Source organism: Serratia sp. JSRIV006 (assembly GCF_019968685.1).
In the GTDB taxonomy this organism is placed as follows: Bacteria; Pseudomonadota; Gammaproteobacteria; order Enterobacterales; family Enterobacteriaceae; genus Chania; species Chania fonticola_B.
Map to the genome: position 1 here is coordinate 4,108,465 of NZ_CP074137.1, position 20,738 is coordinate 4,129,202.

General features: G+C 53.8%; 19 protein-coding genes. 9 read left to right on the forward strand and 10 right to left on the reverse strand.

Annotated elements, in window-relative coordinates; translation table 11 throughout:
* Nucleotides 1-179: 179 nt before the first annotated feature.
* Both narQ and narP read left to right on the forward strand, forming a co-directional pair.
* Nucleotides 180-1,862, forward strand: a complete 1,683-nt coding sequence (gene narQ / locus KGP16_RS19070; RefSeq protein WP_021807094.1) for a nitrate/nitrite two-component system sensor histidine kinase NarQ — start codon at nt 180-182, stop codon at nt 1,860-1,862.
* A gap of 125 nt (nt 1,863-1,987) precedes the next feature.
* Nucleotides 1,988-2,620, forward strand: a complete 633-nt coding sequence (gene narP / locus KGP16_RS19075; RefSeq protein WP_059201467.1) for a nitrate/nitrite response regulator protein NarP — start codon at nt 1,988-1,990, stop codon at nt 2,618-2,620.
* Between the two features lie 26 nt (nt 2,621-2,646).
* On the opposite strand, the gene KGP16_RS19080 is transcribed toward narP, so the two are convergent.
* A complete protein-coding gene (locus KGP16_RS19080; RefSeq protein ID WP_021807096.1) occupies nt 2,647-2,925 on the reverse strand; it encodes a helix-turn-helix domain-containing protein in 279 nt (92 codons plus the stop codon).
* 287 nt (nt 2,926-3,212) lie between these two features.
* On the opposite strand from KGP16_RS19080, the gene acrD reads away from it, so the two are divergent.
* On the forward strand, nt 3,213-6,341 hold the full coding sequence (acrD, locus tag KGP16_RS19085; RefSeq protein WP_223500198.1) for a multidrug efflux RND transporter permease AcrD: 3,129 nt from the start codon (nt 3,213-3,215) through the stop codon (nt 6,339-6,341).
* Between the two features lie 126 nt (nt 6,342-6,467).
* Here acrD and ypfM read toward each other — a convergent pair whose 3' ends face one another.
* The 3 genes from ypfM to KGP16_RS19100 all read right to left on the reverse strand — a co-directional run bounded on the left by ypfM (nt 6,468) and on the right by KGP16_RS19100 (nt 9,398).
* Complete coding sequence (ypfM, locus tag KGP16_RS27710; protein ID WP_138106377.1) at nt 6,468-6,527, reverse strand: protein YpfM; 60 nt, start codon at nt 6,525-6,527, stop codon at nt 6,468-6,470.
* Between the two features lie 247 nt (nt 6,528-6,774).
* A complete protein-coding gene (locus KGP16_RS19095; RefSeq protein ID WP_094982735.1) occupies nt 6,775-8,094 on the reverse strand; it encodes an HdeD family acid-resistance protein in 1,320 nt (439 codons plus the stop codon).
* A gap of 38 nt (nt 8,095-8,132) precedes the next feature.
* The gene (locus tag KGP16_RS19100) at nt 8,133-9,398 is read right to left on the reverse strand and encodes an MASE1 domain-containing protein (protein ID WP_223500199.1); all 1,266 of its coding nucleotides are present in this window, start codon (nt 9,396-9,398) and stop codon (nt 8,133-8,135) included.
* Nucleotides 9,399-9,619: 221 nt separating this feature from the next.
* Between KGP16_RS19100 and KGP16_RS19105 the strand changes: the two genes are divergently transcribed.
* From KGP16_RS19105 to KGP16_RS19130, 6 genes are all read left to right on the forward strand, one after another.
* Nucleotides 9,620-10,099: a tetratricopeptide repeat protein gene (locus KGP16_RS19105; RefSeq protein WP_115159520.1), complete on the forward strand. Its 480-nt coding sequence runs from the start codon at nt 9,620-9,622 to the stop codon at nt 10,097-10,099.
* Nucleotides 10,100-10,109: 10 nt separating this feature from the next.
* Entirely contained in the window at nt 10,110-10,541 is a 432-nt protein-coding gene (locus KGP16_RS19110) for a GNAT family N-acetyltransferase (RefSeq protein ID WP_094982798.1), read from the forward strand.
* A 955-nt stretch (nt 10,542-11,496) separates the two neighbouring features.
* The gene (locus tag KGP16_RS19115; protein ID WP_121607502.1) at nt 11,497-11,883 is read left to right on the forward strand and encodes an ArsC family reductase; all 387 of its coding nucleotides are present in this window, start codon (nt 11,497-11,499) and stop codon (nt 11,881-11,883) included.
* Nucleotides 11,880-13,007: a succinyl-diaminopimelate desuccinylase gene (dapE, locus tag KGP16_RS19120; protein WP_179247676.1), complete on the forward strand. Its 1,128-nt coding sequence runs from the start codon at nt 11,880-11,882 to the stop codon at nt 13,005-13,007. Before KGP16_RS19115 ends, dapE begins: the two co-directional genes overlap by 4 nt.
* Nucleotides 13,004-13,678 (forward strand): M15 family metallopeptidase, encoded by a 675-nt coding sequence (locus tag KGP16_RS19125; RefSeq protein WP_223500200.1) that lies wholly within the window; start codon nt 13,004-13,006, stop codon nt 13,676-13,678. The genes dapE and KGP16_RS19125 overlap by 4 nt, the downstream gene beginning before the upstream one ends.
* Nucleotides 13,679-13,680: 2 nt before the next feature.
* Nucleotides 13,681-13,866 (forward strand): YpfN family protein, encoded by a 186-nt coding sequence (locus KGP16_RS19130; RefSeq protein ID WP_021178743.1) that lies wholly within the window; start codon nt 13,681-13,683, stop codon nt 13,864-13,866.
* A gap of 28 nt (nt 13,867-13,894) precedes the next feature.
* On the opposite strand, the gene ypfH is transcribed toward KGP16_RS19130, so the two are convergent.
* From ypfH to dapA, 6 genes are all read right to left on the reverse strand, one after another.
* Nucleotides 13,895-14,584: an esterase gene (gene ypfH / locus KGP16_RS19135; RefSeq protein WP_094982742.1), complete on the reverse strand. Its 690-nt coding sequence runs from the start codon at nt 14,582-14,584 to the stop codon at nt 13,895-13,897.
* A gap of 107 nt (nt 14,585-14,691) precedes the next feature.
* Complete coding sequence (locus tag KGP16_RS19140) at nt 14,692-16,701, reverse strand: tRNA(Met) cytidine acetyltransferase TmcA (protein ID WP_223500201.1); 2,010 nt, start codon at nt 16,699-16,701, stop codon at nt 14,692-14,694.
* 56 nt (nt 16,702-16,757) lie between these two features.
* Complete coding sequence (locus KGP16_RS19145; protein WP_021807109.1) at nt 16,758-17,627, reverse strand: neutral zinc metallopeptidase; 870 nt, start codon at nt 17,625-17,627, stop codon at nt 16,758-16,760.
* 199 nt (nt 17,628-17,826) lie between these two features.
* Nucleotides 17,827-18,540: a phosphoribosylaminoimidazolesuccinocarboxamide synthase gene (gene purC, locus KGP16_RS19150; protein ID WP_021178747.1), complete on the reverse strand. Its 714-nt coding sequence runs from the start codon at nt 18,538-18,540 to the stop codon at nt 17,827-17,829.
* Nucleotides 18,541-18,706: 166 nt separating this feature from the next.
* Entirely contained in the window at nt 18,707-19,759 is a 1,053-nt protein-coding gene (bamC, locus tag KGP16_RS19155) for an outer membrane protein assembly factor BamC (RefSeq protein WP_021178748.1), read from the reverse strand.
* Nucleotides 19,760-19,775: 16 nt separating this feature from the next.
* Nucleotides 19,776-20,657, reverse strand: coding sequence for a 4-hydroxy-tetrahydrodipicolinate synthase (gene dapA / locus KGP16_RS19160; RefSeq protein ID WP_021807111.1), 882 nt, complete (start codon nt 20,655-20,657; stop codon nt 19,776-19,778).
* Between the last annotated feature and the right edge of the window lie 81 nt (nt 20,658-20,738).

Consider the following 20,738-nt stretch of genomic DNA (forward strand, 5'->3'; position numbering starts at 1 on the left):
GCCGATATAGGGCATTTTGCCAACGGTAGACCGCCAAATCGCTATTTAATTGATTATATAGCGAAGATTTTTTTTGGCGCTAAATCGGCCGTTTGCTCAAAATCGCCATGCTTTTTGCCAGCAAAAGTTATAATTTGACGGCGCATAACACTCAGGCCTATAACCAGAAGGACGCTTAATTGCTCGTAAAACGCTCAGTGACCGGCAGCCTGGCGAAGGCGCTGATAAGTATCGTGATCCTTTCCGTGCTGTCCACCGGACTGGCACTGACTACCGTGGCCGGCAGCCTGCAAGATGCCGAAGCGATCAATATCGCGGGATCGTTGCGCATGCAGAGCTACCGGTTGGCGTATGAGCTCACTAACGGTTCCGCTGAAGTGCAGCAGCACCTGGTGCAGTATCAGCAGTCGCTGATGGCTCCGGCCTTGCTTAAACTCGATCGATTTTATGTGCCTGACGATGTGCGGCAAAAATACCTGACGCTGCGCCAGGCCTGGCTGGTACTGGAAAAACAGATCCTGGCCGGGAACCCGGAAAACTATCAGGCCAACGTGGCCAGCTATGTTAACCAGATCGACCATTTTGTCTTGGCTTTGCAGCGCTACTCCGAACAAAAACTGACCATCGTAGCGACGATCAGCGTGATGGGCTACATCGCCATCATTGCCCTGGTGCTGTTCTGCATCCGCTTTATGCGCCGCCAAGTGGTCACCCCGCTCAAACGCCTGGTGGACGCCAGCCTGCGTATGCAACAACGTGACTTTAATCATCCGCCGCTCGACGTTTCATTGCCAAACGAACTGGGCGTCCTGTCGCAAACCTTCACCACCATGTCTGGCGAATTGGCGAAGCTCTACCAGTCACTGGAACAAAAGGTGCAGGAAAAAACCGAGCGCCTACAGCAGGCCAACCGCACGCTGGAGGTGCTCTACAGCTGCTCCCAGGCGCTGAGCGTTGGGCAGTTGGATCAGCGGGCGTTTGAGAAGGTCTTGCATATCATCAAGCTAAGCGAACAATTACATTGTATCCGGCTCAATGTGGAAGACAGCCTAAGCCAATGGCAGGTCAGCAGTGGTGAACCCGTGGCGGAACTGGCCTGGCATTCACAGGTGATCATGCAAGACAACAAACCCTTGGGTAGCCTGAGCTGGCAACATGAGCAACAGCCGCCCCACCCGCACCTGATGCAAAGCGTGACCAATATGCTCAGCCGCGGGGTTTACTTTAACCGCGCACAAAAGCAGCATATGCAGTTCCTACTGATGGAGGAACGCGCCACCATTGCCCGTGAACTACACGATTCGTTAGCCCAGGCCCTCACTTTCCTGCGCATCCAGCTTACCTTGCTCAAACGTACCCTGACAGGCCATTCATCGCAGGCGGATGAGATCATTGATGATTTTGATCGGGCGCTGGCGGATGCCTATCGCCAATTGCGCGAACTACTGGCCACCTTCCGGTTGAGCATTCAGGATGCCGATCTGAACGCCGCGTTGCAGCAGGTATTGGAACCATTAAAACTGCTGACCAGCGCGCGGATTCAGTTACACTGTCGGTTAGCCTCACAGGCGTTGAATGCCCAACAACAGGTTCATGCGCTACAGATCGTGCGTGAAGCCGTGCTTAATGCCATCAAACACGCCGATGCACAGGAAATTGTGATCCATTGCGAAGTCTCCCCCAGCGGCGACAACGAGATCACCATTTGTGACGACGGCTGCGGCATCGACAGCCTGGATGAACCGGAAGGCCATTACGGGCTAACCATTATGAGCGAACGCGCATCGCGCCTGAACGGGACGTTACATATCAGGCGTGGCAATGCCGGGGGCACGGAGGTCTGTCTTAGCTTCCCGCCATAAGGGCTAACAGCATTGCACGGCGGCCATTCGAGCCGAGCGACAATGCTAATTACTACTATATTTTAAGAGTCAGCTTTACTGCCGGCAGTAGGCAGTGGCTTTACTCGCTACAGGGAGCACGTTTTATTGTGATGAATAATTACCGAGTAATGATCGTGGACGATCACCCATTGATGCGCCGTGGTATCAAACAGTTGCTGGGGCTAGATCCCACTTTCACCGTGGTGGCAGAAGCCAGCGGCGGTGCTGAGGCGATCGCCCTGGCCGCGCAGTTCACGCCAGACGTGATCCTGCTCGATCTGAACATGAAGGGGCTTTCCGGGCTGGATACGCTGAAAGCACTGCGCGATGAAGGGGTAGATGCACGCATTATCGTGCTGACCGTTTCCGATTCCCGCAGCGACGTCTATGCGCTGATCGATGCGGGCGCCGATGGCTACCTGCTGAAAGACAGCGAGCCAGAACAGTTGCTGGAGCATATTCGCCAGGCTGCCGAGGGCCAGAACGTGATTAGCGATGCGGTAGCGGACTATCTTTCGTCACGCAGCGAGCAACACGATCCCTTTGCCGCTCTCACCGAGCGTGAACTGGATGTGTTGCAGGAAGTGGCGCGTGGCATGTCAAACAAGCAGGTCGCGGCGCAGTTGCATATTTCTGAAGAGACGGTGAAAGTGCACATCCGCAATATGCTGCGCAAGCTCAACGTGCGCTCACGCGTGGCAGCAACCGTGATGTATCTGGAAGCGAAAAGCCAGTAATGCTTCCCCGGCACGCCGGGGAACATTCAACCAATGGCCGCCAGCAGCATCTCATGATGCTGATTAACCCAGCTTTGGCTTAACGGGCCCCAGTTTACCAACTGGTAATAGCCATCATTATTACGCTTCCCCTGCTGCACAAACTGCAACTCCAGGCCCAGGCCTGGCAAAGCTTTGAGTACATCCTGCAACGTACGGCGCGGCCAACCGGTCAGTTCCATCAGGCGCGGAACGTTAGGGCGTTCATTGCTGCTGATCAGCCAACACAGATAAAGACGACGAGCAAATACCGGGTTAATTTCCATGCTTAACTCCTGCTGAGGAAAACATCCTGATTATTTCACCGTAACGCAATAAAATCGCCATAATGGCGCGTTTCGTGGCGATGCAATGTGTAACTGTAGATTTCTACTACTGTTATTTACATTATCTCCTTTTTTTCTCCACGCTTTATCTGCGCTCGACGAGTAAAGTGCAGTAGCACCTTTGGGTACAATCAAATCCTGCGACAGCCCGGCCACCAGTCAGTGCCAGGCGTAAGCATAACTGATGCAGTCAAAAATAGAATAAGTCACAACGAGGTTCATGCCGCATGGCCAATTTTTTTATTGATCGCCCGATTTTTGCCTGGGTTCTGGCAATTATTCTTTGCCTGACGGGGACGTTGGCGATTTTTTCTCTGCCTGTCGAACAATATCCGAACCTCGCTCCGCCAAACGTGCGTATCAGCGCCTCCTATCCAGGCGCATCGGCACAGACGCTGGAAAATACCGTTACCCAGATTATCGAACAGAACATGACCGGCCTCGACAACATGATGTATATGTCGTCCCAGAGCACCAATACCGGCCAGGCCTCGGTTACGCTGACCTTTGATGCCGGCACCGATCCCAACGAGGCAATGCAACAAGTACAAAACAAGCTGCAAGCCGCCATCAAGCGGTTGCCACAGGCGGTACAGCAACAAGGCGTAACGGTGTCAAAATCGGGCGATACCACGCTGATGATGGTGGCCTTTGTCTCCAACGATGGCAGCATGGATAAGCAGGACATCGCGGACTACATCGTCTCCAACCTGCAAGACCCCCTCAGCCGCATTAACGGCGTGGGCAGCATGGACGTTTACGGTTCACAATACGCCATGCGTATCTGGCTGGATCCGAACAAGCTCACCAGCTATCAGCTCACCACTCAGGATGTAGTCAGCGCCATCAGTTCGCAGAACACCCAGGTCGCGGTGGGCCAGTTGGGCGGATCCCCTTCCGTGGATCAGCAGGCGCTAAACGCCACCATCAACGCTCAATCCCAGTTGCAAACGCCGGAGCAGTTCCGCCAGATCACGCTGCGCGTCAATCGGGACGGTTCGCTGGTCACCCTGGGTGACGTTGCCACGGTGGAATTGGGCGGGGAAAACTATAACTACCTCAGCCGTTACAACGGATTGCAGGCCGCCGGGATGAACATCAAGCTGGCTTCCGGTGCCAACGAATTGCAAACCGACCAGTTGGTGAAAGCCAAGATCGCCGAGCTTTCACACTATTTCCCTCACGGGCTGGAAGCCAAGATCGCCTATGAGACAACGCCGTTCGTCCAGGCGTCGATCCATGATGTGGTAAAAACCCTGCTGGAAGCCATTTTGCTGGTGTTTTTAGTCATGTACCTGTTCTTGCAGAACTTCCGTGCCACGCTAATTCCCACTATCGCCGTTCCAGTGGTGCTGTTGGGCACCTTTGCCATCCTTTCGGCCTTCGGCTACAGCATCAACACCCTGACGATGTTTGCCATGGTGCTGGCGATCGGCCTATTGGTGGATGACGCCATCGTGGTGGTGGAAAACGTGGAACGCGTGATGAGCGAGGAAGGTCTCTCACCCAGGGACGCAACCCGTAAATCCATGGGGCAGATCCAGGGCGCGCTGGTGGGGATTGCCATGGTGCTTTCGGCGGTATTTATTCCCATGGCCTTCTTCGGCGGCACCACCGGCGCCATTTATCGCCAGTTCTCGATCACTATCGTTTCCGCAATGGTGCTTTCGGTGCTGGTCGCCATGATCCTCACCCCGGCCCTGTGCGCCACTATTCTCCAGCCGATCGCCAAAGGCCATCATCACGGCAAGCGCGGTTTCTTCGGCTGGTTTAACCGCATGTTCAATCGCAACACCGAACGCTATGAACGTGGTGTAGCGCGCGTGCTGCACCACAGTGCCCGCTACATGGTGATCTACCTGCTGCTGTTGGCCGGTATGGCGGTTCTGTTTATCAAACTGCCGACCTCATTCCTGCCGCAGGAAGACCGTGGCGTGTTCACCGTACAGGTGCAGTTGCCAGTAGGTTCCACCCTGCAACAAACCACCAAGGTGGTGGAAAAGGTTGAGCACTACTTTCTGACCGAAGAGAAAGCTGACGTGCTGTCGGTGTTCTCCACCATCGGTGCCGGGCCAGGCGGCAACGGCCAGAACGTCGCACGCCTGTTCTTGCGCCTGAAGGACTGGGATCTACGCAGTTCGGGAGCCAATAGTTCGTTCGATATCATCGAGCGAGCTACCAAAGCCTTTAGCAATATTAACGAAGCGCGCGTTATTGCCAGCAGCCCGCCAGCAATCACCGGGCTGGGGAACTCTTCGGGCTTCGATATGCAGTTGGAAGACCACGCCGGGCTGGGGCACGTCAAGCTGATGGAGGCTCGCGATCAATTACTGCAGTTGGCTGGGCAAAACCCGCAGCTATCGCGCGTGCGCCATAATGGTCTTGATGACAGCCCGCAGTTGCAGATCGATATCGACCAACGCAAGGCGCAGGCGCTGGGCGTGTCGATTGACGATATCAACAGCACCTTGTCAACCGCCTGGGGCTCCACCTACGTCAACGACTTTTTAGACCGCGGGCGAGTGAAGAAAGTGTACGTCCAGGCCGGAGCGCCCTTCCGCATGCTGCCGGAGGACATCAACAAGTGGTATGTACGTAACAACAGCGGTGGGATGGTGCCCTTCTCCGCCTTTGCTACCTCCCATTGGGAATATGGTTCACCGCGTCTGGAACGCTACAACGGTAACTCCACGGTAGAAATCGTGGGCGAGGCTGCCCCGGGCGTCAGTACCGGTACCGCGATGGATGAAATGGAAAAACTCGTCAGCCAGCTACCGACCGGTTTCGGTCTGGAATGGACCGCAATGTCCTACCAGGAACGCCTGTCCGGTTCCCAGGCACCGGCGCTGTATGCCATCTCGCTGTTAGTGGTATTCCTGTGTCTGGCGGCCCTGTATGAAAGCTGGTCGATCCCGTTCTCGGTCATGTTGGTGGTACCGCTGGGGGTGATCGGTGCCGTCACGGCCACCTGGCTGCGCGGGCTGGAAAACGATGTGTACTTTCAGGTGGGACTATTGACGATTATCGGGCTGTCGGCCAAGAACGCCATTCTGATCGTGGAATTTGCCAACGAACTGAACAATAAAGGCCAGGAGTTGCTGGAGGCAACGCTGGAAGCCTCGCGCCAGCGTTTGCGCCCTATCCTGATGACCTCACTGGCGTTTATCTTCGGCGTTCTGCCAATGGCCATCAGTTCCGGTGCGGGTTCTGGCAGCCAGCATGCAGTAGGTACCGGAGTGATGGGCGGTATGATTTCAGCCACCGTTCTGGCAATTTTCTTTGTGCCGCTGTTCTTCGTATTGGTACGCCGCCGGTTCCCTGGTAAGGCGCTGCCTCACCATCACGATAGCCAATAGCAGGCGTAAAAAAAGCAGCTTCGGGAAACCGAGGCTGCTTTGCTAAAGACTTAATATTGTTACCCTAGGTGCTTTAAATAAAAACAAACCCAATAGCCTTATTCAAGCTTTAAACCCTATATGGTGTTAGTTACCTAACATCTCATCAATAAAGTCTTTCCAATTTGTTAACTCTCGATCAACCATGATACTTCATAACCTCCAGTTATTGGACGCAGGGATTCTACGCCTGTTTTTTGACCAAGTGAAGCCTTTTGGGAACGATGCCAGTTAACAAAACCCAGGAGCGGAGCATATTTTCAGATTAATCAAAAACCTACCCGGATGTTACTTTTTTAACGAAACCCGCCGAATAATTTGGATGATCCGCGGTCTGCCTTAGCCAAAACAATTGTGTGGCTGATTATTGTTGTAAAATAATCATGACGCGTCGCTATCCCTCTTTTTCCGGCTGCCTGCGCTTGAGAATACGCTGATACCATGGCTGAGGCACGGGGTGAACAATATGTCGCAGCGCTCGGGCGTAATCCATCACCAGCCCCGGCGTCCAGGCCATTGAGAGTGCCCGTCTGCGTACCTGCGCGGCAATCCACAGTTCCGGCATGGTCAAAATACGTAAGGTACCCAGCCAGCTTTTACTCTGTTTGGCAAGCACGCCATCCAGTGAGGCTTCCAAGGCATAGGCAACACTACTGGAGCAGTTACGCGACGTCAGGTTGTAGACTTTTGTCTGCTGATAGCCGCTCCAAAAACGTAGCAGTGCCGAGCTGTTATAACGGTGAAACTGGATCTGCCGATTCGAATCGCACCAGTTGGTCGCCTCGGTAACATAGTCCGGCTGGAAGGTGCCGGGCACGTCATTTTCTCGCGTCGCCTTCAACACATTGAGAAACTCTGAAGGAGAACGATCGATATCTGCCGCTGGATACAGACTGATGTAGATGCTCGGTACCAGTTCCAATGCAGCATGCCCGGTAGAGATAACCCCTTGAGCATCTACTGCCGCGATATAGCGATTAATGACTGGCCGGGGGATTGGGGCCGCACTCGCCGTTCCTTCCGGAGTCCAGATATGGACGGTTAAAGGCTGTTTAAAATCAATGCTGGGAGCAACCACCTCGGCTGGCCGAGCCGCCGATTTCTTTCCAAAGGCATATAACATCTCGGTGGGTGCCAACAATTCAAACACCGAGGTGCCTTCCCTTAACAGGTTGGCCCGCCTGGCTAATTTCAGGATATTGATGCCACTGAAAACCATCAATGTGCCCAGGAAAAACGATATGGTGGCCTTATAGTGCGCCGGATAAGGGCTAAATAAGAGCATGGCGAACAGTATTTGAGCAATGCCGCTGACCAGCGCATTCCTCCAACGTGGAAACCGGACGATCCAGGCAGAAGCGACCATAAACAAGCCGATAACGAAATAGGAGAAACCAAATAGAATTGCCAGGAGCAGATTACTGTAGGGTTTGTTCGCCAGAATCAACAGTGCGACAACACAAAAGATCCCCCCCTTGAAGTAGAGCACGGCTTTCTGCGCCCCAACCCCGCTGGAGGCAATACTCAACGTGACCAGGCTCTCCAGAAGCATCAGGGCACCAAAAACCTGTAAGGGAAAATAGAGCACACCATCAAGGCCATCGATAAAGATACCGATCCCCATAAGCCCCCAGATAATCCCGATTACCCCCAAAAATTTGGCTTTGGAGCGCACAAAATCAACGCCGAATAATAACAAGGCAATCTGGATCACTGCTGCAACTCTCCACAATACGCAAATAATAGGTTCATTTAACTGTCCTGGTGATAGTGGCTTGCTTGCCAATTGCCGACAATAATGCTCTGTTCTTCCTCATCCAGCAGAACACAGCTGTTATCCACCAACGTCAACCACTCTCCCTGTGGCATCTGGAAACGGAATATCAACGGGGCACGGGGTTGAGGACTATCATTGAGGAGCCAATGGTCACGCAGTTTGCCTTGATCATGCGGGTGAACCCATTGCATCACGTCATCTACGGTGTCTAGCTTGCTGGGAACCTTCTGCTCATACAAACTGCCGAGCTCATCCTCCCAGTGCAAAACCCCGGTCCGCGGATTGAGGCTATAAATCACCCCCTTGCCGGTTATCCGGCCAGTGTCTGGGTTAAAACTGTTGGTAGAGTGCTTCAACACCCTGATAAACACGATCAACAACGCCGTCGCGGAAAGGTAGCTCAAGGCTAATAACAGAGACTCATTGAGATGTAACCCCTTGATAAAAAATGGTCCATGCTGATTATCGGTATAATAAATCACTCCCAACCCAAGAGTGAGAAGCGCTAGAGATCCCCCACGATTCCCCCAGGCCACAGACAGCATAGTAGCCAGAATAATGGGGAGGCATGCCAAGGCAAAGTAGAGCGCAGCGGCGTTGTGTTGCAGCCAGAGAAGTGGGTAGCCGAAGATAAACCAGATCGAAGCACACAGCAGCAGCCAAAGTGCCCCTCCCAGAAGACCCATTTGCAGATTGCAACTGGCAGCAACCAAACGCCGATTGACAACCCCCATGATAACGGCTGTGGCAAAGATAATACCGGTAACATCAGCGATAAAATTCTGCCAGAACAAGCTGAACAAAGGCTGCTGGTGGATTAGTGCATAACCCCCACCGATAATTAGCGCATCCAGACCGCTGAAGACCACGGTTGCGGTGATACAAATTAAGATTGTATGGAGATCGTCATTAAGCCGTGCAAAGCGGCGAACGGCCCAGGCGATCGCGACGTTGGCTGGCATGGATAGCAGGGTATAGATCAGCGATATCAGTGGATTATTCTGCCAGCCTTCCGTCAACAACAAGTCCGCCAACGTCAAAATGATGAACAGGGATAAATAACTGCGCCAGCGAGTCAAAAGAAAGGCGGCAACCGCAACACCGGAGGGAAACCACACGATAGCGATCGGCGAATCGGGATCGTCAAATTTTAATGAGATCAATCCGGCGAGGTAATAGATGATCCCCCATAGCAGCAGGGTGACAAGTTGTCGAACATATGATGGAACGTGGGGTGTCATTTTTTACTCACTGGTATGCACGCAGGCATTTTGGTGAAAAATATCACGGGTTGCCGTCAAGAAAAGCCTGATTAACTATAGGATATTCTACATCAGCATGATGTGAACCTACTATTTCAAACTTATCAGAGATCTATCCAGGCATATATTTCTTTGCGGATGAATAGTGAAGGAGTAACGTTGCTACAGGAGTTAGCGAAACACCGTTGAAAGGGAAAATCATGTCTTCGAGTATCACCATCGAGCAGTTGAAACAACAAGGTCGCTATCCGGAAGCCACCGAGCTGGCCCAACAGATGCTGCAACAGGCACCGTTGGATGGCTCGCTACATTACCAGCTGGCGTGCCTTTACGATGTGCAGGGCTTTGAACAGCAGGCGATCCCCTGCTATCTCGCCGCCTTGCAGCACGGCCTGCCTGCACAGTTACGCCAGGAAGCCTGGCTGGGCCTGGGTAGCACCTATCGCGCATTGGGGGAATACCAGAAATCGCTAACCGCTTTCGACGACGGGCTAAACGAGTTCCCGCAGGCCAAGGAGATCACGCTGTTCCGCGCCATGACGCTCTACAATCTGGGGGAAACCAAACAGGCGGTATCGGACCTGCTGATCCTGTTGGCAGAGACCTCGGCACATACGGAGATCAGCAGCTACCAGCGTGCGATCCAGCAATATGCTGCGGATTTGGATCGTATTGGTTAAGGGGAGAATGATGGAGCTCATCACCGATCTGCGTAACTGTAATATCGACTGGCAACAGTTGGGCGAATTGCTGGCCGCTGCCGGACTGGGCGAGCGTGATCCACAGGTCTTACAGAAGGTATACCAAAATAGCCAATTCTGCTATTGGGGCTTTATTGAGGGTGAGTTGATGGCCACCGCCCATGCCATCAGTGACATGACCTCGGTAGCTTATCTGGCCGATGTCGCCATCCATCCGCGCTTCCAGGGGCAAGGTTATGGTCAGCAGTTGATGGATCGCGTCATGCATGATCTGGCCCCATTAGGTAAAGTGTTTATTTACTCGGTGCCGGACAAATTGGCATTTTATAAGCGATATGGCTTCCACGATCTGACTACCGGCATGGTGTACGCCGATGGGAGCGCGCTGGAAAGGTTACAAAATAGCGGGTATGTGCGTTGAACATCAAACTGCTAATTATTAAGTGAGAAAATAAAAATACTGCTATGAGGACATTTCAAGCAGGCGTATCCCTTAATACACTTAAAGCCACACTTTATGACAATGACTACAAATATCATGATAGTGAATAATTCATAATAACAAAAAAACAATATTCATTTGTGTGCTACGGTAGGCTGAGCCTAAAAATAAAAACCCTCAACCTTAAGTTAATTAACTTTATTGTGGTTTTTATCTGTAACTTACTTGCTTTACCATTCCTAATTACCACACAAGCCACGAATGCTATGCTTATAATAAACATGACAAATGGCCCTCTAGTTAAGCCATGGAGGCATATAAGAATCCCTGTATTTAAAATACCTAAAGCCGAGAAGATGAAAACAGTGCTACTTACAATATCGGCAAGAACAAAAATATAATTCTCAAATATCTCTTCACTCGAAACCCTACCCTCTCCACCATAAACCTTACGCACGGTTTTAGCATACGAGCGTTTTATTTCTAATAGATCCCTATATGAAAAGCAACTTGTTAGGATTAGTTTTCTCGCATTCATTTTCACTTCCATGTTGTAATATAAAATAAAGAATAATATGTTGCACAAGTCATACGAAACTACATCATCTATTCCCAGATGATATTATCAAAAATTGTTGGAGGTTGTCTTGGTAAATTAATATTCGCAGCATAATTACTTTCCCCCGTCTGTGACAAACAATTAGTACTGAGTGGGGCAGTATCTCGTCGCTTTACAGAGAAGGTCAAAACCAAATGTGTTACTCATCTGCGGACCTGAAAATACAGGTATCTCCCTGTCAATGATGAACACATCGTTGTCTGGATTTAAACTCCATTTTCCCGCATTATCTGTTCTATAACCGAGTGGTATAACATTGTGACCCAGTCTGCCACTCAGTACAGATTTTGACGATTAAAAGGTAGCTTTTACGCCATGACAGACAAACCGCAGCACGCCTCGCTGACCATGTTCGGCATCAAAAATTGTGACACCATCAAAAAAGCCCGCCGCTGGCTGGAAGAACAGGGTGTGGCTTATCAATTCCACGACTATCGCGCAGACGGGCTCGACGAGCAGTTGTTGCGTGATTTTGTCGCGCGTCTGGGTTGGGAACCATTGTTGAATACTCGTGGCACTACGTGGCGTAAACTGGATGAAGCCCAGCGCAATGCCTGCGACAATGCCGATGCCGCCATCGCCCTTATGCTGGAGCAACCGGCCATGATCAAACGCCCTTTGCTGGATGATGGTAAAGGACATGCCCTGCTAGGCTTCAGCAGCGAAAGCTATCAGCAATTTATTACCGAGGTTAACTCATGATCTGCCCTGTTATCGAACTGGCGCAACAGCTTATCAAGCGCCCTTCCCTCAGCCCACATGACGAAGGTTGTCAGGAGTTGATGATCGCCCGCCTGAAAGCGATCGGTTTTACCGTCGAACCAATGAACTTTGGCGATACGCAAAACTTCTGGGCCTGGCGCGGTCAGGGCAGCACGCTGGCGTTTGCTGGCCACACCGATGTGGTGCCAACCGGCGACGAGAAAAATTGGGATAACCCACCGTTTGAGCCCGTCATCCGCGACGGCATGCTTTATGGGCGCGGAGCCGCCGATATGAAAGGCTCCCTGGCCGCCATGGTGGTAGCCGCAGAACGCTTCGTTGCCGCCAACCCCAACCATCAGGGCCGCTTGGCGTTTCTGATCACCTCAGACGAAGAGGCCAGCGCCACTCATGGTACCGTGAAGGTAGTGGAAGCCTTGATGGCTCGCAACGAGCGCCTTGATTATTGCCTGGTCGGCGAACCTTCAAGCACCGAACGGGTCGGAGACGTGGTGAAAAATGGCCGCCGTGGCTCGATCACCGCCAATCTGCGTATACATGGCGTTCAGGGGCACGTCGCCTATCCACATCTGGCCGATAATCCGGTTCACCGGGCTATGCCTGCGTTAAACGAACTAGTCGCCATTGAGTGGGATCAGGGCAACGAATTCTTCCCGCCAACCAGCATGCAAATTGCCAATGTGCAGGCCGGGACCGGCAGCAACAACGTGATCCCCGGTGAAATGTTCGTGCAGTTCAACTTCCGCTTCAGCACCGAGCTTACCGACACCCTGATCAAGCAGCGGGTGCAGGAACTGTTGGATCGCCATAACTTGAACTACAGCATCGACTGGTGGCTGTCTGGCCAGCCTTTCCTGACCGCTCGAGGCGATTTGGTCGATGCCGTGGTGAATGCGGTAGAACACTATGCCGAGCTCACCCCGCAACTACTGACTACCGGCGGTACTTCTGATGGCCGCTTTATCGCTCAGATGGGAGCACAGGTGGTTGAGCTGGGGCCGGTCAACGCCACCATCCATAAAGTGAATGAATGCGTACATGCGGCCGATCTGCAGTTACTGAGCCGCATGTATCAGCGTATCATGGAGCAACTGGTCGCATGATCAGCGCAGAAATGCTCACCGGGCGCTCAACGGAGCACCTTACCGTACTGAGCGGCAATCACCGGCTGCAACCCGCTGCGGTGGTGGCCTGTCAGGCCATGCAACAGGCGGCTAAAACGGCAGGCTTTGATCTGCAACCGGCCAGCACCTTTCGCGATTTTGACCGGCAGCTGGCGATCTGGAATGGTAAGTTCTGCGGAGAGCGGCCAGTATTGGATCACAATAGCCAACCGATGGATATCCAGCCACTATCTGCCGCCGAGCGTTGTGAAGCCATTTTGCGTTGGTCGGCCCTACCGGGTGCCAGCCGTCACCACTGGGGCAGCGATCTGGATGTTTACGATCCGTCGCTGCTGCCCGTTGGGCAAAAGTTGCAGTTAGAGCCGTGGGAATATGAAGCCGGTGGTTATTTCCATCCGCTAAATCTTTGGCTGACTGCACATATGGCCGAGTTTGGCTTCTATCGCCCGTTTACCGCCGATCAAGGTGGGGTGGCGGTGGAACCCTGGCATTTAAGTTATCGCCCGCTGGCGCAAGAGGCCGAGCATTTACTGACGCCCGAGCTGCTGCTGGCGGCCTGGCGAGATAAGGACGTTGCTGGTGCAGCTTGGCTCGCAAGCCATCTGCCCGCGATATTCTCGCGTTTTATTCGCCCTGAAGGAAAGGTGTAAACATGCATTGGTTAGCTGACTACTGGTGGATAATCCTGGTGATATTGGCAGGTATTATCATTAGCGGGATCAAGGAATTACGCCGCCTGGATCATCGAAAATTCCTGGCCAACAAGCCTGAATTGCCGCCCCACCGCGATAACAACGCCAAGTGGGACGACGAAGACGACTGGCCGAAAAAGCCATAACCTCAGGGCGCACATAGCGCCCTGCTGTTTATTTAAAGGCGATCAGATCGCCCCGTTTACCAAACATCGCCTCTTCCCAATAGCGCTGCGGCACATAGTAATGCAAACGCTCCAGAGCAGCATTCATCATGCCCGAACTGATTGCGTGCCCGACGCCTGGTTCAATATCCAACGTCACATCTGCGCCAACGGCCTGCAACTGAGCCTCAGCCGCTTGCGCATGTTCCGCAGCAATAACGCCGTCCGTCTCACCATGGATCAGGTGTACCACGCTGTCACCAAAATCGGCTTGCGGTAACTGGGCAAAACGGCCGCTGAAGGCCACTACCCGCCCGGCCAGTTTGGCTTCGGCTTTTAGCCCTTCCAGCGCCATGATCGAACCCTGCGAAAAACCAACCAGCGCGGTGCCCGCGTAGCCCACGCCGCTGTGTTGCTGCCAGTAGCGCACGGTTTCAACAAAGGTTGGCATCACTTCGGCAATGCGTTGCGTGCGGTTGTGTTCGGTGATCCCCTGAACCGAGAACCATTGGCGACCCTCACCGTTGCCAAAAGCGAATGGGCCACCAATACTCACCACCAAGGCCTGTGGGAAATCTTTGGCGAAGTAACTGCCGATCTCCCCCATCGCCACCGGGTTATCCCCCACGCCATGAAACAACAGTATCAGTTGCTCTGCCGGTGTTGCGGGGCTTTGGACAACGAAATGCGAGTGTTTCATAGGGGACTCCTCAGGTTAGAGACATCCGGGACAGACCCGGCAACTGCCCTTACTATACGCCGCGGAGAAATCAGGAAAATCGGGTTTTATTGAACAACTCTTTCCATTTATTGCAACGACTGCGCCCACTCCTGCCAGTAGCGGCAATGTTGCGCATTAAGCTGTTGCAACGCCTGCCCTGCCTCTTGCCGCCAAAGCCGCAGCAAGGCTTTTTGGCCACTCAGGCCATATTGGGCAGCGCACTGGGCCACGGTTTGTTGTTGCTGCAAATGCGCACGTAATGCCGCACAGGGCAATGAGCTGTTCAACAACAGACGTTGTAGTGCCCCCAGGCTAGCCTCCAAGGGGCGATGGGCAAAGGCAAAACCGGCCAGCTCGCGCCAGTCTTCTTCATTTAATAGCGGATCGGTATCATCGTCGAGCTCCAGCAACAGGTCGCTATGTTGCCGCAACCAGCGCCAATCCCGAGCCAAGTGCTTATGCGCCGCATGGCACAGCTCCTCCCCTTGCTCGCTAATGGCCAGCACCGCCATGGCGGTGTAACAGCCACTGCTGGCCTCCCGTTTGTTGCCAATCCGCACCAGAGTGAAGCCACAAGATTGCCAAAACCGCCACAGCGGCTCGGTATAGCCGAAGCTAACGGAAAGAAAATCCACCCCCTGAGAGTCACGTTTTTGCTGTTTCACCAACCGGCTGGCGATCCCTTGCTGGCGTAACTCCGGCAACACGGCGATACGGGTAATGCGACGGGAACGCAACGTAGGTGCCCACCATTGGCCGCTATGTGCCGCCAAAGATTGAACGACCAGATTGCCACGCGGCCTTCTGCGGCCCGCCCACACCTCGTGGGCCAGTTCAACCGATAAGCCGCCCTCATCTACCAACCATAGCGCCCCGACCACCTCATCCCCCAACAACGCCGCACTGAAGTGCATCCCGGGCGCATCCATCAGACGGCGTAAATCCAGCGGTGAGGTTTTATAGTGTGCGCTACAGAGCAACGCATAGAAACGCCGTAACCGTTGCGGATCGGCGCACAGTTCAGCCTGTTCAATAGCACCCAAAGTGGGTGACTGCCCGGCCACTGCCCATACCGGTTCCTCGTTGAACAGCAAGGCGTGATCGATAATCCGCTCCAGGGCATCGCCCAGCGCCCAACGCATCGGTTGCTGCAAGCTTAACGGCTGCCACTGCGGTAAGGAGGCGCAGAACTTCAGTAAAAATCCGCGCCCCGTTCCTTCATATCCCTGCACCGTAGTTGTCAGCAATACGCGCGGGAAATAGTCCATTAACTGTTGCAGTAAAGGTCCAGGGATCGCTGCAGCCTCATCCACCAGCAGCCAGCCAACACCCTCTGCCCCCTGTTCAGAACAATGCTGTAGCAAAGCATCCGGTGCCCAAAACTTGGCCCGTCCTGCGGCCCACTCGCTGGCAACGTCGGTAGCGGCGCGGCTCGGGCCGGTGATCCAACAGGTTAATGGGCTGCTGGCCATCAACATCCCCGCCACCGTTGATTTCCCCCGGCCACGCGCAGCGGTTAATACCCAGATCCCAGACTCGGCCGCCAACAAGCGGGCCAAAATGGCCTGCTGTTCCTCACTCGGATTACCCTGGGGAGCCTGCCAAGCTGGCCGTAATGGTAAGGGAGCCAGGCACAACGGTTCACCTTGCCGCCAGATAGACACTTCGCTATCGGCCAGCAACCGTTGTTGCAGATGGTGGATAAAATGGGGCGTGGCGATCGGCTGTGGGCAATCGCTCCAGCGCAGGCTGTCGCTATCTGGCTGCTGCGGCCAACTTTGCCAAGGTGGAACCAGCAACAGTAACCAGCTACCGGCTTGTAATGTCCCGCAGAGCTGGGCCAGCGCTTCAACGTCCAGCCCCGCTAACGCATCAAATACCGCATGCAACCGCTCTTGCCCCAACAAGGTTTTGACCGCGTGACTCGCCAACGCATCGATTCCTGCGGGCACGTCATTACCGACCCAAGGCCAGTCACCCGGCACCTGTGCCGCCAGTTGCTGCGCCTGATCTCGGCACCATTGCGATTCGCCGCTGATCACCAACAACCGCCGAATACCCTGCTGCTGCATGCGTTGTTGCATTACCTGAAACATGAATATTGAGACCTGAAAGCAGAGTGCCGGGCTCTAGGCACTGGCACTGAGTAATATCAACGGGAGGCGAAGGTGTTGCAGGTATTAGGGTCGCCGCTATCGAACCCTTGCTTGAACCAGGTATAACGCTGCTGCGAAGTGCCATGCGTAAAGCTGTCTGGCACCACTCTCCCTTGGCTTTGCTGCTGCAAACGGTCGTCACCAATCGCCTGCGCGGCATTCAATGCGGATTGCAGATCGCCTGCTTCCAGCATCTGCTGTTTCTCGGCGTAATGGCCCCAAACGCCAGCAAAGCAGTCGGCCTGAAGCTCCATTTTCACCGACAGGCGGTTAACCTCTGCCTGGCTAGCCCCTTGCTGCATCTGGCGAACCTTGCGCTCAATCCCCAAGAGATTCTGCACGTGGTGGCCCACTTCATGCGCAACCACATAAGCTTGGGCAAAATCACCGCCAGCACCCAGCTTGGTTTTCATATCCTGGTAGAACGAGAGATCGATATAGACCGTATCGTCCGCAGGGCAATAGAACGGCCCCATCACCGATTGACCGGTGCCGCAGCCGGTACGCGTCGCGCCCCGGTACATTACCAGTTTCGGATCCTGATAGTTTTTCCCCATCTGCTTGAAGATGCCCTGCCAGTTATCTTCGGTAGAGGCCAGCACCACCGAGGTAAACTTGGCTAATTGATCGTCTTGCGGGCTGATGCTGGCGCTTTGCTGCTGAGACTGCGGGGAGACATCTCCGCCATTCAGCAGAGGAGTCAGGTCTACCCCGTAGTAACCGGCAACCAGCACCACGACCAGAATGATCAGGCCACCTTTGCCGCCGATAGGTATCCGGGGGCCGCCACCGCCGCCGCCCAGACCTGAAGACTGCCCACGGCGATCCTCGACATTGTCACTTTCTCGACGCCCTTGCCAACGCATAAATAAACTCCAGAGATGATTTTTAATAATCGTAGGAAACTAGCCCTGGTTACTATTATAAGGCGTTCGTGGCGCAGCGAATGCAGTAATTTTCTGGAAAGTGGTGAATGAGGGGTGGGAGGCTCAGTTCGATGCTTTGCCCCTCACTCTAGCCCTTCCCCTGTAAGAGAGTGCTAAAGTGAGGGGCATGATTTAACGATTAGTCCAACTTCACGCCGATACGGCGAGCGACTTCTTCGTAGGCTTCAATCAGGCCACCCAGGCTCTGGCGGAAGCGATCCTTGTCCATCTTGGCCAGGGTATTCTTGTCCCACAGGCGGCTACCGTCCGGGGAGAACTCATCGCCCAGCACCACTTCGCCGTTGAACAGGCCGAACTCCAGTTTGAAATCGACCAGGATCAGACCCGCATCGTCAAACAGCTTGCTCAGCACGTCGTTAGCCATGTAGCTCAGCTCGCGCATGCGCGCCAGATGCTCTTTGCTCACCCAGCCGAAGGTTTCGCAATAGGATTCGTTCACCATTGGGTCGTGCATCGCGTCGTTCTTCAGGAACAGATCAAACAGCGGCGGGTTCAGCGGCAAACCTTCTTCGATCCCCAAGCGCTTGACCAAAGAGCCTGCGGCACGGTTACGGATCACGCACTCAACCGGTACCATCTCCAGCTTTTTCACCAGCACTTCGTTGTCTGACAGCAGGCGTTCCATCTGCGTTGGGATTCCGGCCTCTTCCAGCTTGCTCATAATGAAATGGTTGAACTTGTTGTTCACCATCCCTTTACGATCGAACTGCTCAATGCGCTGACCATCCAGTGCTGACGTATCGTTACGGAATTCCAACACCAGCAGATCCGGGTTTTCGGTGGTGTAGACGGTTTTTGCCTTGCCGCGATACAGTTCAGCTAGCTTTTGCATCTTAACTTACTCCAATGAGATGGTACCTTCCGGCTGCCTGGCAGCCTACTGGGCACAAAATTGACCTGATAAGTTCTTTGGTTTGCTGATAACTATTGTGCCAAATCTGCGACGCAAACGATACCGTATCAGCAAAACAAAAAGGGGCCGCAGCCCCTAGATGTAGTTATTTCACGCTGGTTTTACTGAAAGCCGTCTGGAGCACCGCTACCAGCGCATCGTTCTGCGACTGGGTCAACGGCTTACCTTTGGAATCGATAAATTGCAAACTGGTACGGTTATTCAAATCACCGACCTGCAGTTTGTAATCACCTTCTTTCAGTTCAGGATCTTTGGCGCCCAACGCATCCCAATCACTGCTGCTCAGGGATTTGTAGGTTACGGCGACGCTACCCTGCGGACGGCTGCGGTCACCCACTTTCATCCCCAGTTTTTCCAGTGCCGGTGGCAAACGATCCCACACTACCGTGTACGGCGCACGCACGATCAGCGTTGGCAGGCCGGTGTCATCCGCACCGCTCTGCACGTCCAACACACCAACACGGTTGGCGGACTGGCTGCTCGACAGGTTGTCCTGCTTGTCCAGGCCCTCAACGATGGTGTTCATCATCATACCGTTGTAGCGCTGAACTTCAGAAGGGTCGGTAACCTTGTCGGTTTGCCCCTGCTGACGCAGTTCGAGGGTTTTCACCACCAACGCTTGTTGGTAGCCCTGTTTCTGTACCGTGATCTGGTAGCGGCCTTCGTACTGGTTGTCTTCATCCAGACGGTTCCACTTCACCCAGTCGGTAGTCAGCGTTTGGCTGGCATCCGTACGTGAGGCGATCGGAATGTTTTTGCTCTGCAACAGGCTGGCTACGCGGGACCACAGGTTATCGTTCTGCGGGCTGCTTTCCAGCAGCAGCGTGCCGCTGTCACCGGCATATTGACCGCGGGAACCGCTCAGCAGTGCCAGCGGCTGTACCGGTGGCCGGATATCCAGTTGCTTGCCAACAGCGCCTTTCTGCGCGTTTGCCGGAACTTCATAATTACCAGTTTGTACCGGCAGGATCAGGCCGGACGGCGCGCTCAGCGGTTTGAGCGGTGCGGCGTCAAGATAGGCCTCATCGCCGCTAACCTGGCGTTTGTAGCGCTGATCGGTAGAACATGCCGCCAGCGTCATCACCAGCGCTAATCCCACGACCGTTGCTAGCGTCGACTTTTGCAATGAATAAGCCATCAAATCTCCCTAAGAGTTACAGCAAACCGGCGCTTTTCAACGCACGCTCCACGACAGGACGGGCAGCGTCGGTCAACGGCGTCATAGGCAGACGCATCGTATCGGTTGCCATCAATCCCAATGCCTTACAGGCCCATTTCACCGGAATTGGGTTTGCTTCTACGAACAAATCCTGATGCAAAGGCATCAAGCGCTGATTCAAACGGCGGGCTTCGGCAAAATTGCCTTGCGCCGCCAGGCGGCAAAGTTCGACCATTTCACGCGCAGCCACGTTGGCCGTCACGGAAATCACCCCTTTGCCACCCAGTTGCATGAAGTCCAGACCGCTGGCGTCGTCGCCGCTCAGCAAAATGAAGTCTTCATCATCAACCAGCACTTGGATCTGACTAACACGACTTAAGTTCCCTGTTGCCTCTTTAACGGCAACAATATTCTTAATTTTGGCCAAACGAGCGATGGTTGGCGGCAGCATGTCACAACCGGTACGTGAAGGCACGTTATAGAGGATCTGCGGCAGATCGGTGCTTTCGGCAATGGCTTTGAAATGCTGGTACAGGCCTTCCTGGGTCGGTCTGTTGTAGTAAGGCGTGACCGACAGGCAGCCCACGACACCGGTATTGCTGAAACGCTGCGTCAGTGAGATAGCCTCGCTGGTGGCGTTGGCACCGGTACCGGCGATCACCGGAATACGGCCTGCGGCCAGTTCCAGCGTCTGCAAGACCACATCCACATGTTCGTCATGGGGCAGCGTGGCGGACTCGCCGGTAGTTCCTACGGAAACGATCGCCGCAGTCCCACTGGCTACATGATAATCAATCAGTTTTTTTAGGCTCGCACGATCGACAGCACCTTTGGTGTCCATCGGCGTAACCAGTGCAACAATACTTCCCGTAAACATTGGCCGTCCCCTTCACAAACAAGTCACCCATGGTACTTTTGTCACCTATCCAAAAGCAAGCAAACAACGTGTCTAAGCGCT

Excerpts from the sequence above, each read along its gene's own strand:
- KGP16_RS19080 (WP_021807096.1), bottom strand. The coding sequence starts at position 2,925 with ATGGAAATTAACCCGGTATTTGCTCGTCGTCTTTATCTGTGTTGGCTG.
- acrD (WP_223500198.1), top strand. The coding sequence starts at position 3,213 with ATGGCCAATTTTTTTATTGATCGCCCGATTTTTGCCTGGGTTCTGGCA.
- KGP16_RS19100 (WP_223500199.1), bottom strand. The coding sequence starts at position 9,398 with ATGACACCCCACGTTCCATCATATGTTCGACAACTTGTCACCCTGCTG.
- KGP16_RS19105 (WP_115159520.1), top strand. The coding sequence starts at position 9,620 with ATGTCTTCGAGTATCACCATCGAGCAGTTGAAACAACAAGGTCGCTAT.
- KGP16_RS19110 (WP_094982798.1), top strand. The coding sequence starts at position 10,110 with ATGGAGCTCATCACCGATCTGCGTAACTGTAATATCGACTGGCAACAG.
- KGP16_RS19115 (WP_121607502.1), top strand. The coding sequence starts at position 11,497 with ATGACAGACAAACCGCAGCACGCCTCGCTGACCATGTTCGGCATCAAA.
- dapE (WP_179247676.1), top strand. The coding sequence starts at position 11,880 with ATGATCTGCCCTGTTATCGAACTGGCGCAACAGCTTATCAAGCGCCCT.
- KGP16_RS19125 (WP_223500200.1), top strand. The coding sequence starts at position 13,004 with ATGATCAGCGCAGAAATGCTCACCGGGCGCTCAACGGAGCACCTTACC.
- KGP16_RS19130 (WP_021178743.1), top strand. The coding sequence starts at position 13,681 with ATGCATTGGTTAGCTGACTACTGGTGGATAATCCTGGTGATATTGGCA.
- ypfH (WP_094982742.1), bottom strand. The coding sequence starts at position 14,584 with ATGAAACACTCGCATTTCGTTGTCCAAAGCCCCGCAACACCGGCAGAG.
- KGP16_RS19140 (WP_223500201.1), bottom strand. The coding sequence starts at position 16,701 with ATGTTTCAGGTAATGCAACAACGCATGCAGCAGCAGGGTATTCGGCGG.
- KGP16_RS19145 (WP_021807109.1), bottom strand. The coding sequence starts at position 17,627 with ATGCGTTGGCAAGGGCGTCGAGAAAGTGACAATGTCGAGGATCGCCGT.
- purC (WP_021178747.1), bottom strand. The coding sequence starts at position 18,540 with ATGCAAAAGCTAGCTGAACTGTATCGCGGCAAGGCAAAAACCGTCTAC.
- bamC (WP_021178748.1), bottom strand. The coding sequence starts at position 19,759 with ATGGCTTATTCATTGCAAAAGTCGACGCTAGCAACGGTCGTGGGATTA.
- dapA (WP_021807111.1), bottom strand. The coding sequence starts at position 20,657 with ATGTTTACGGGAAGTATTGTTGCACTGGTTACGCCGATGGACACCAAA.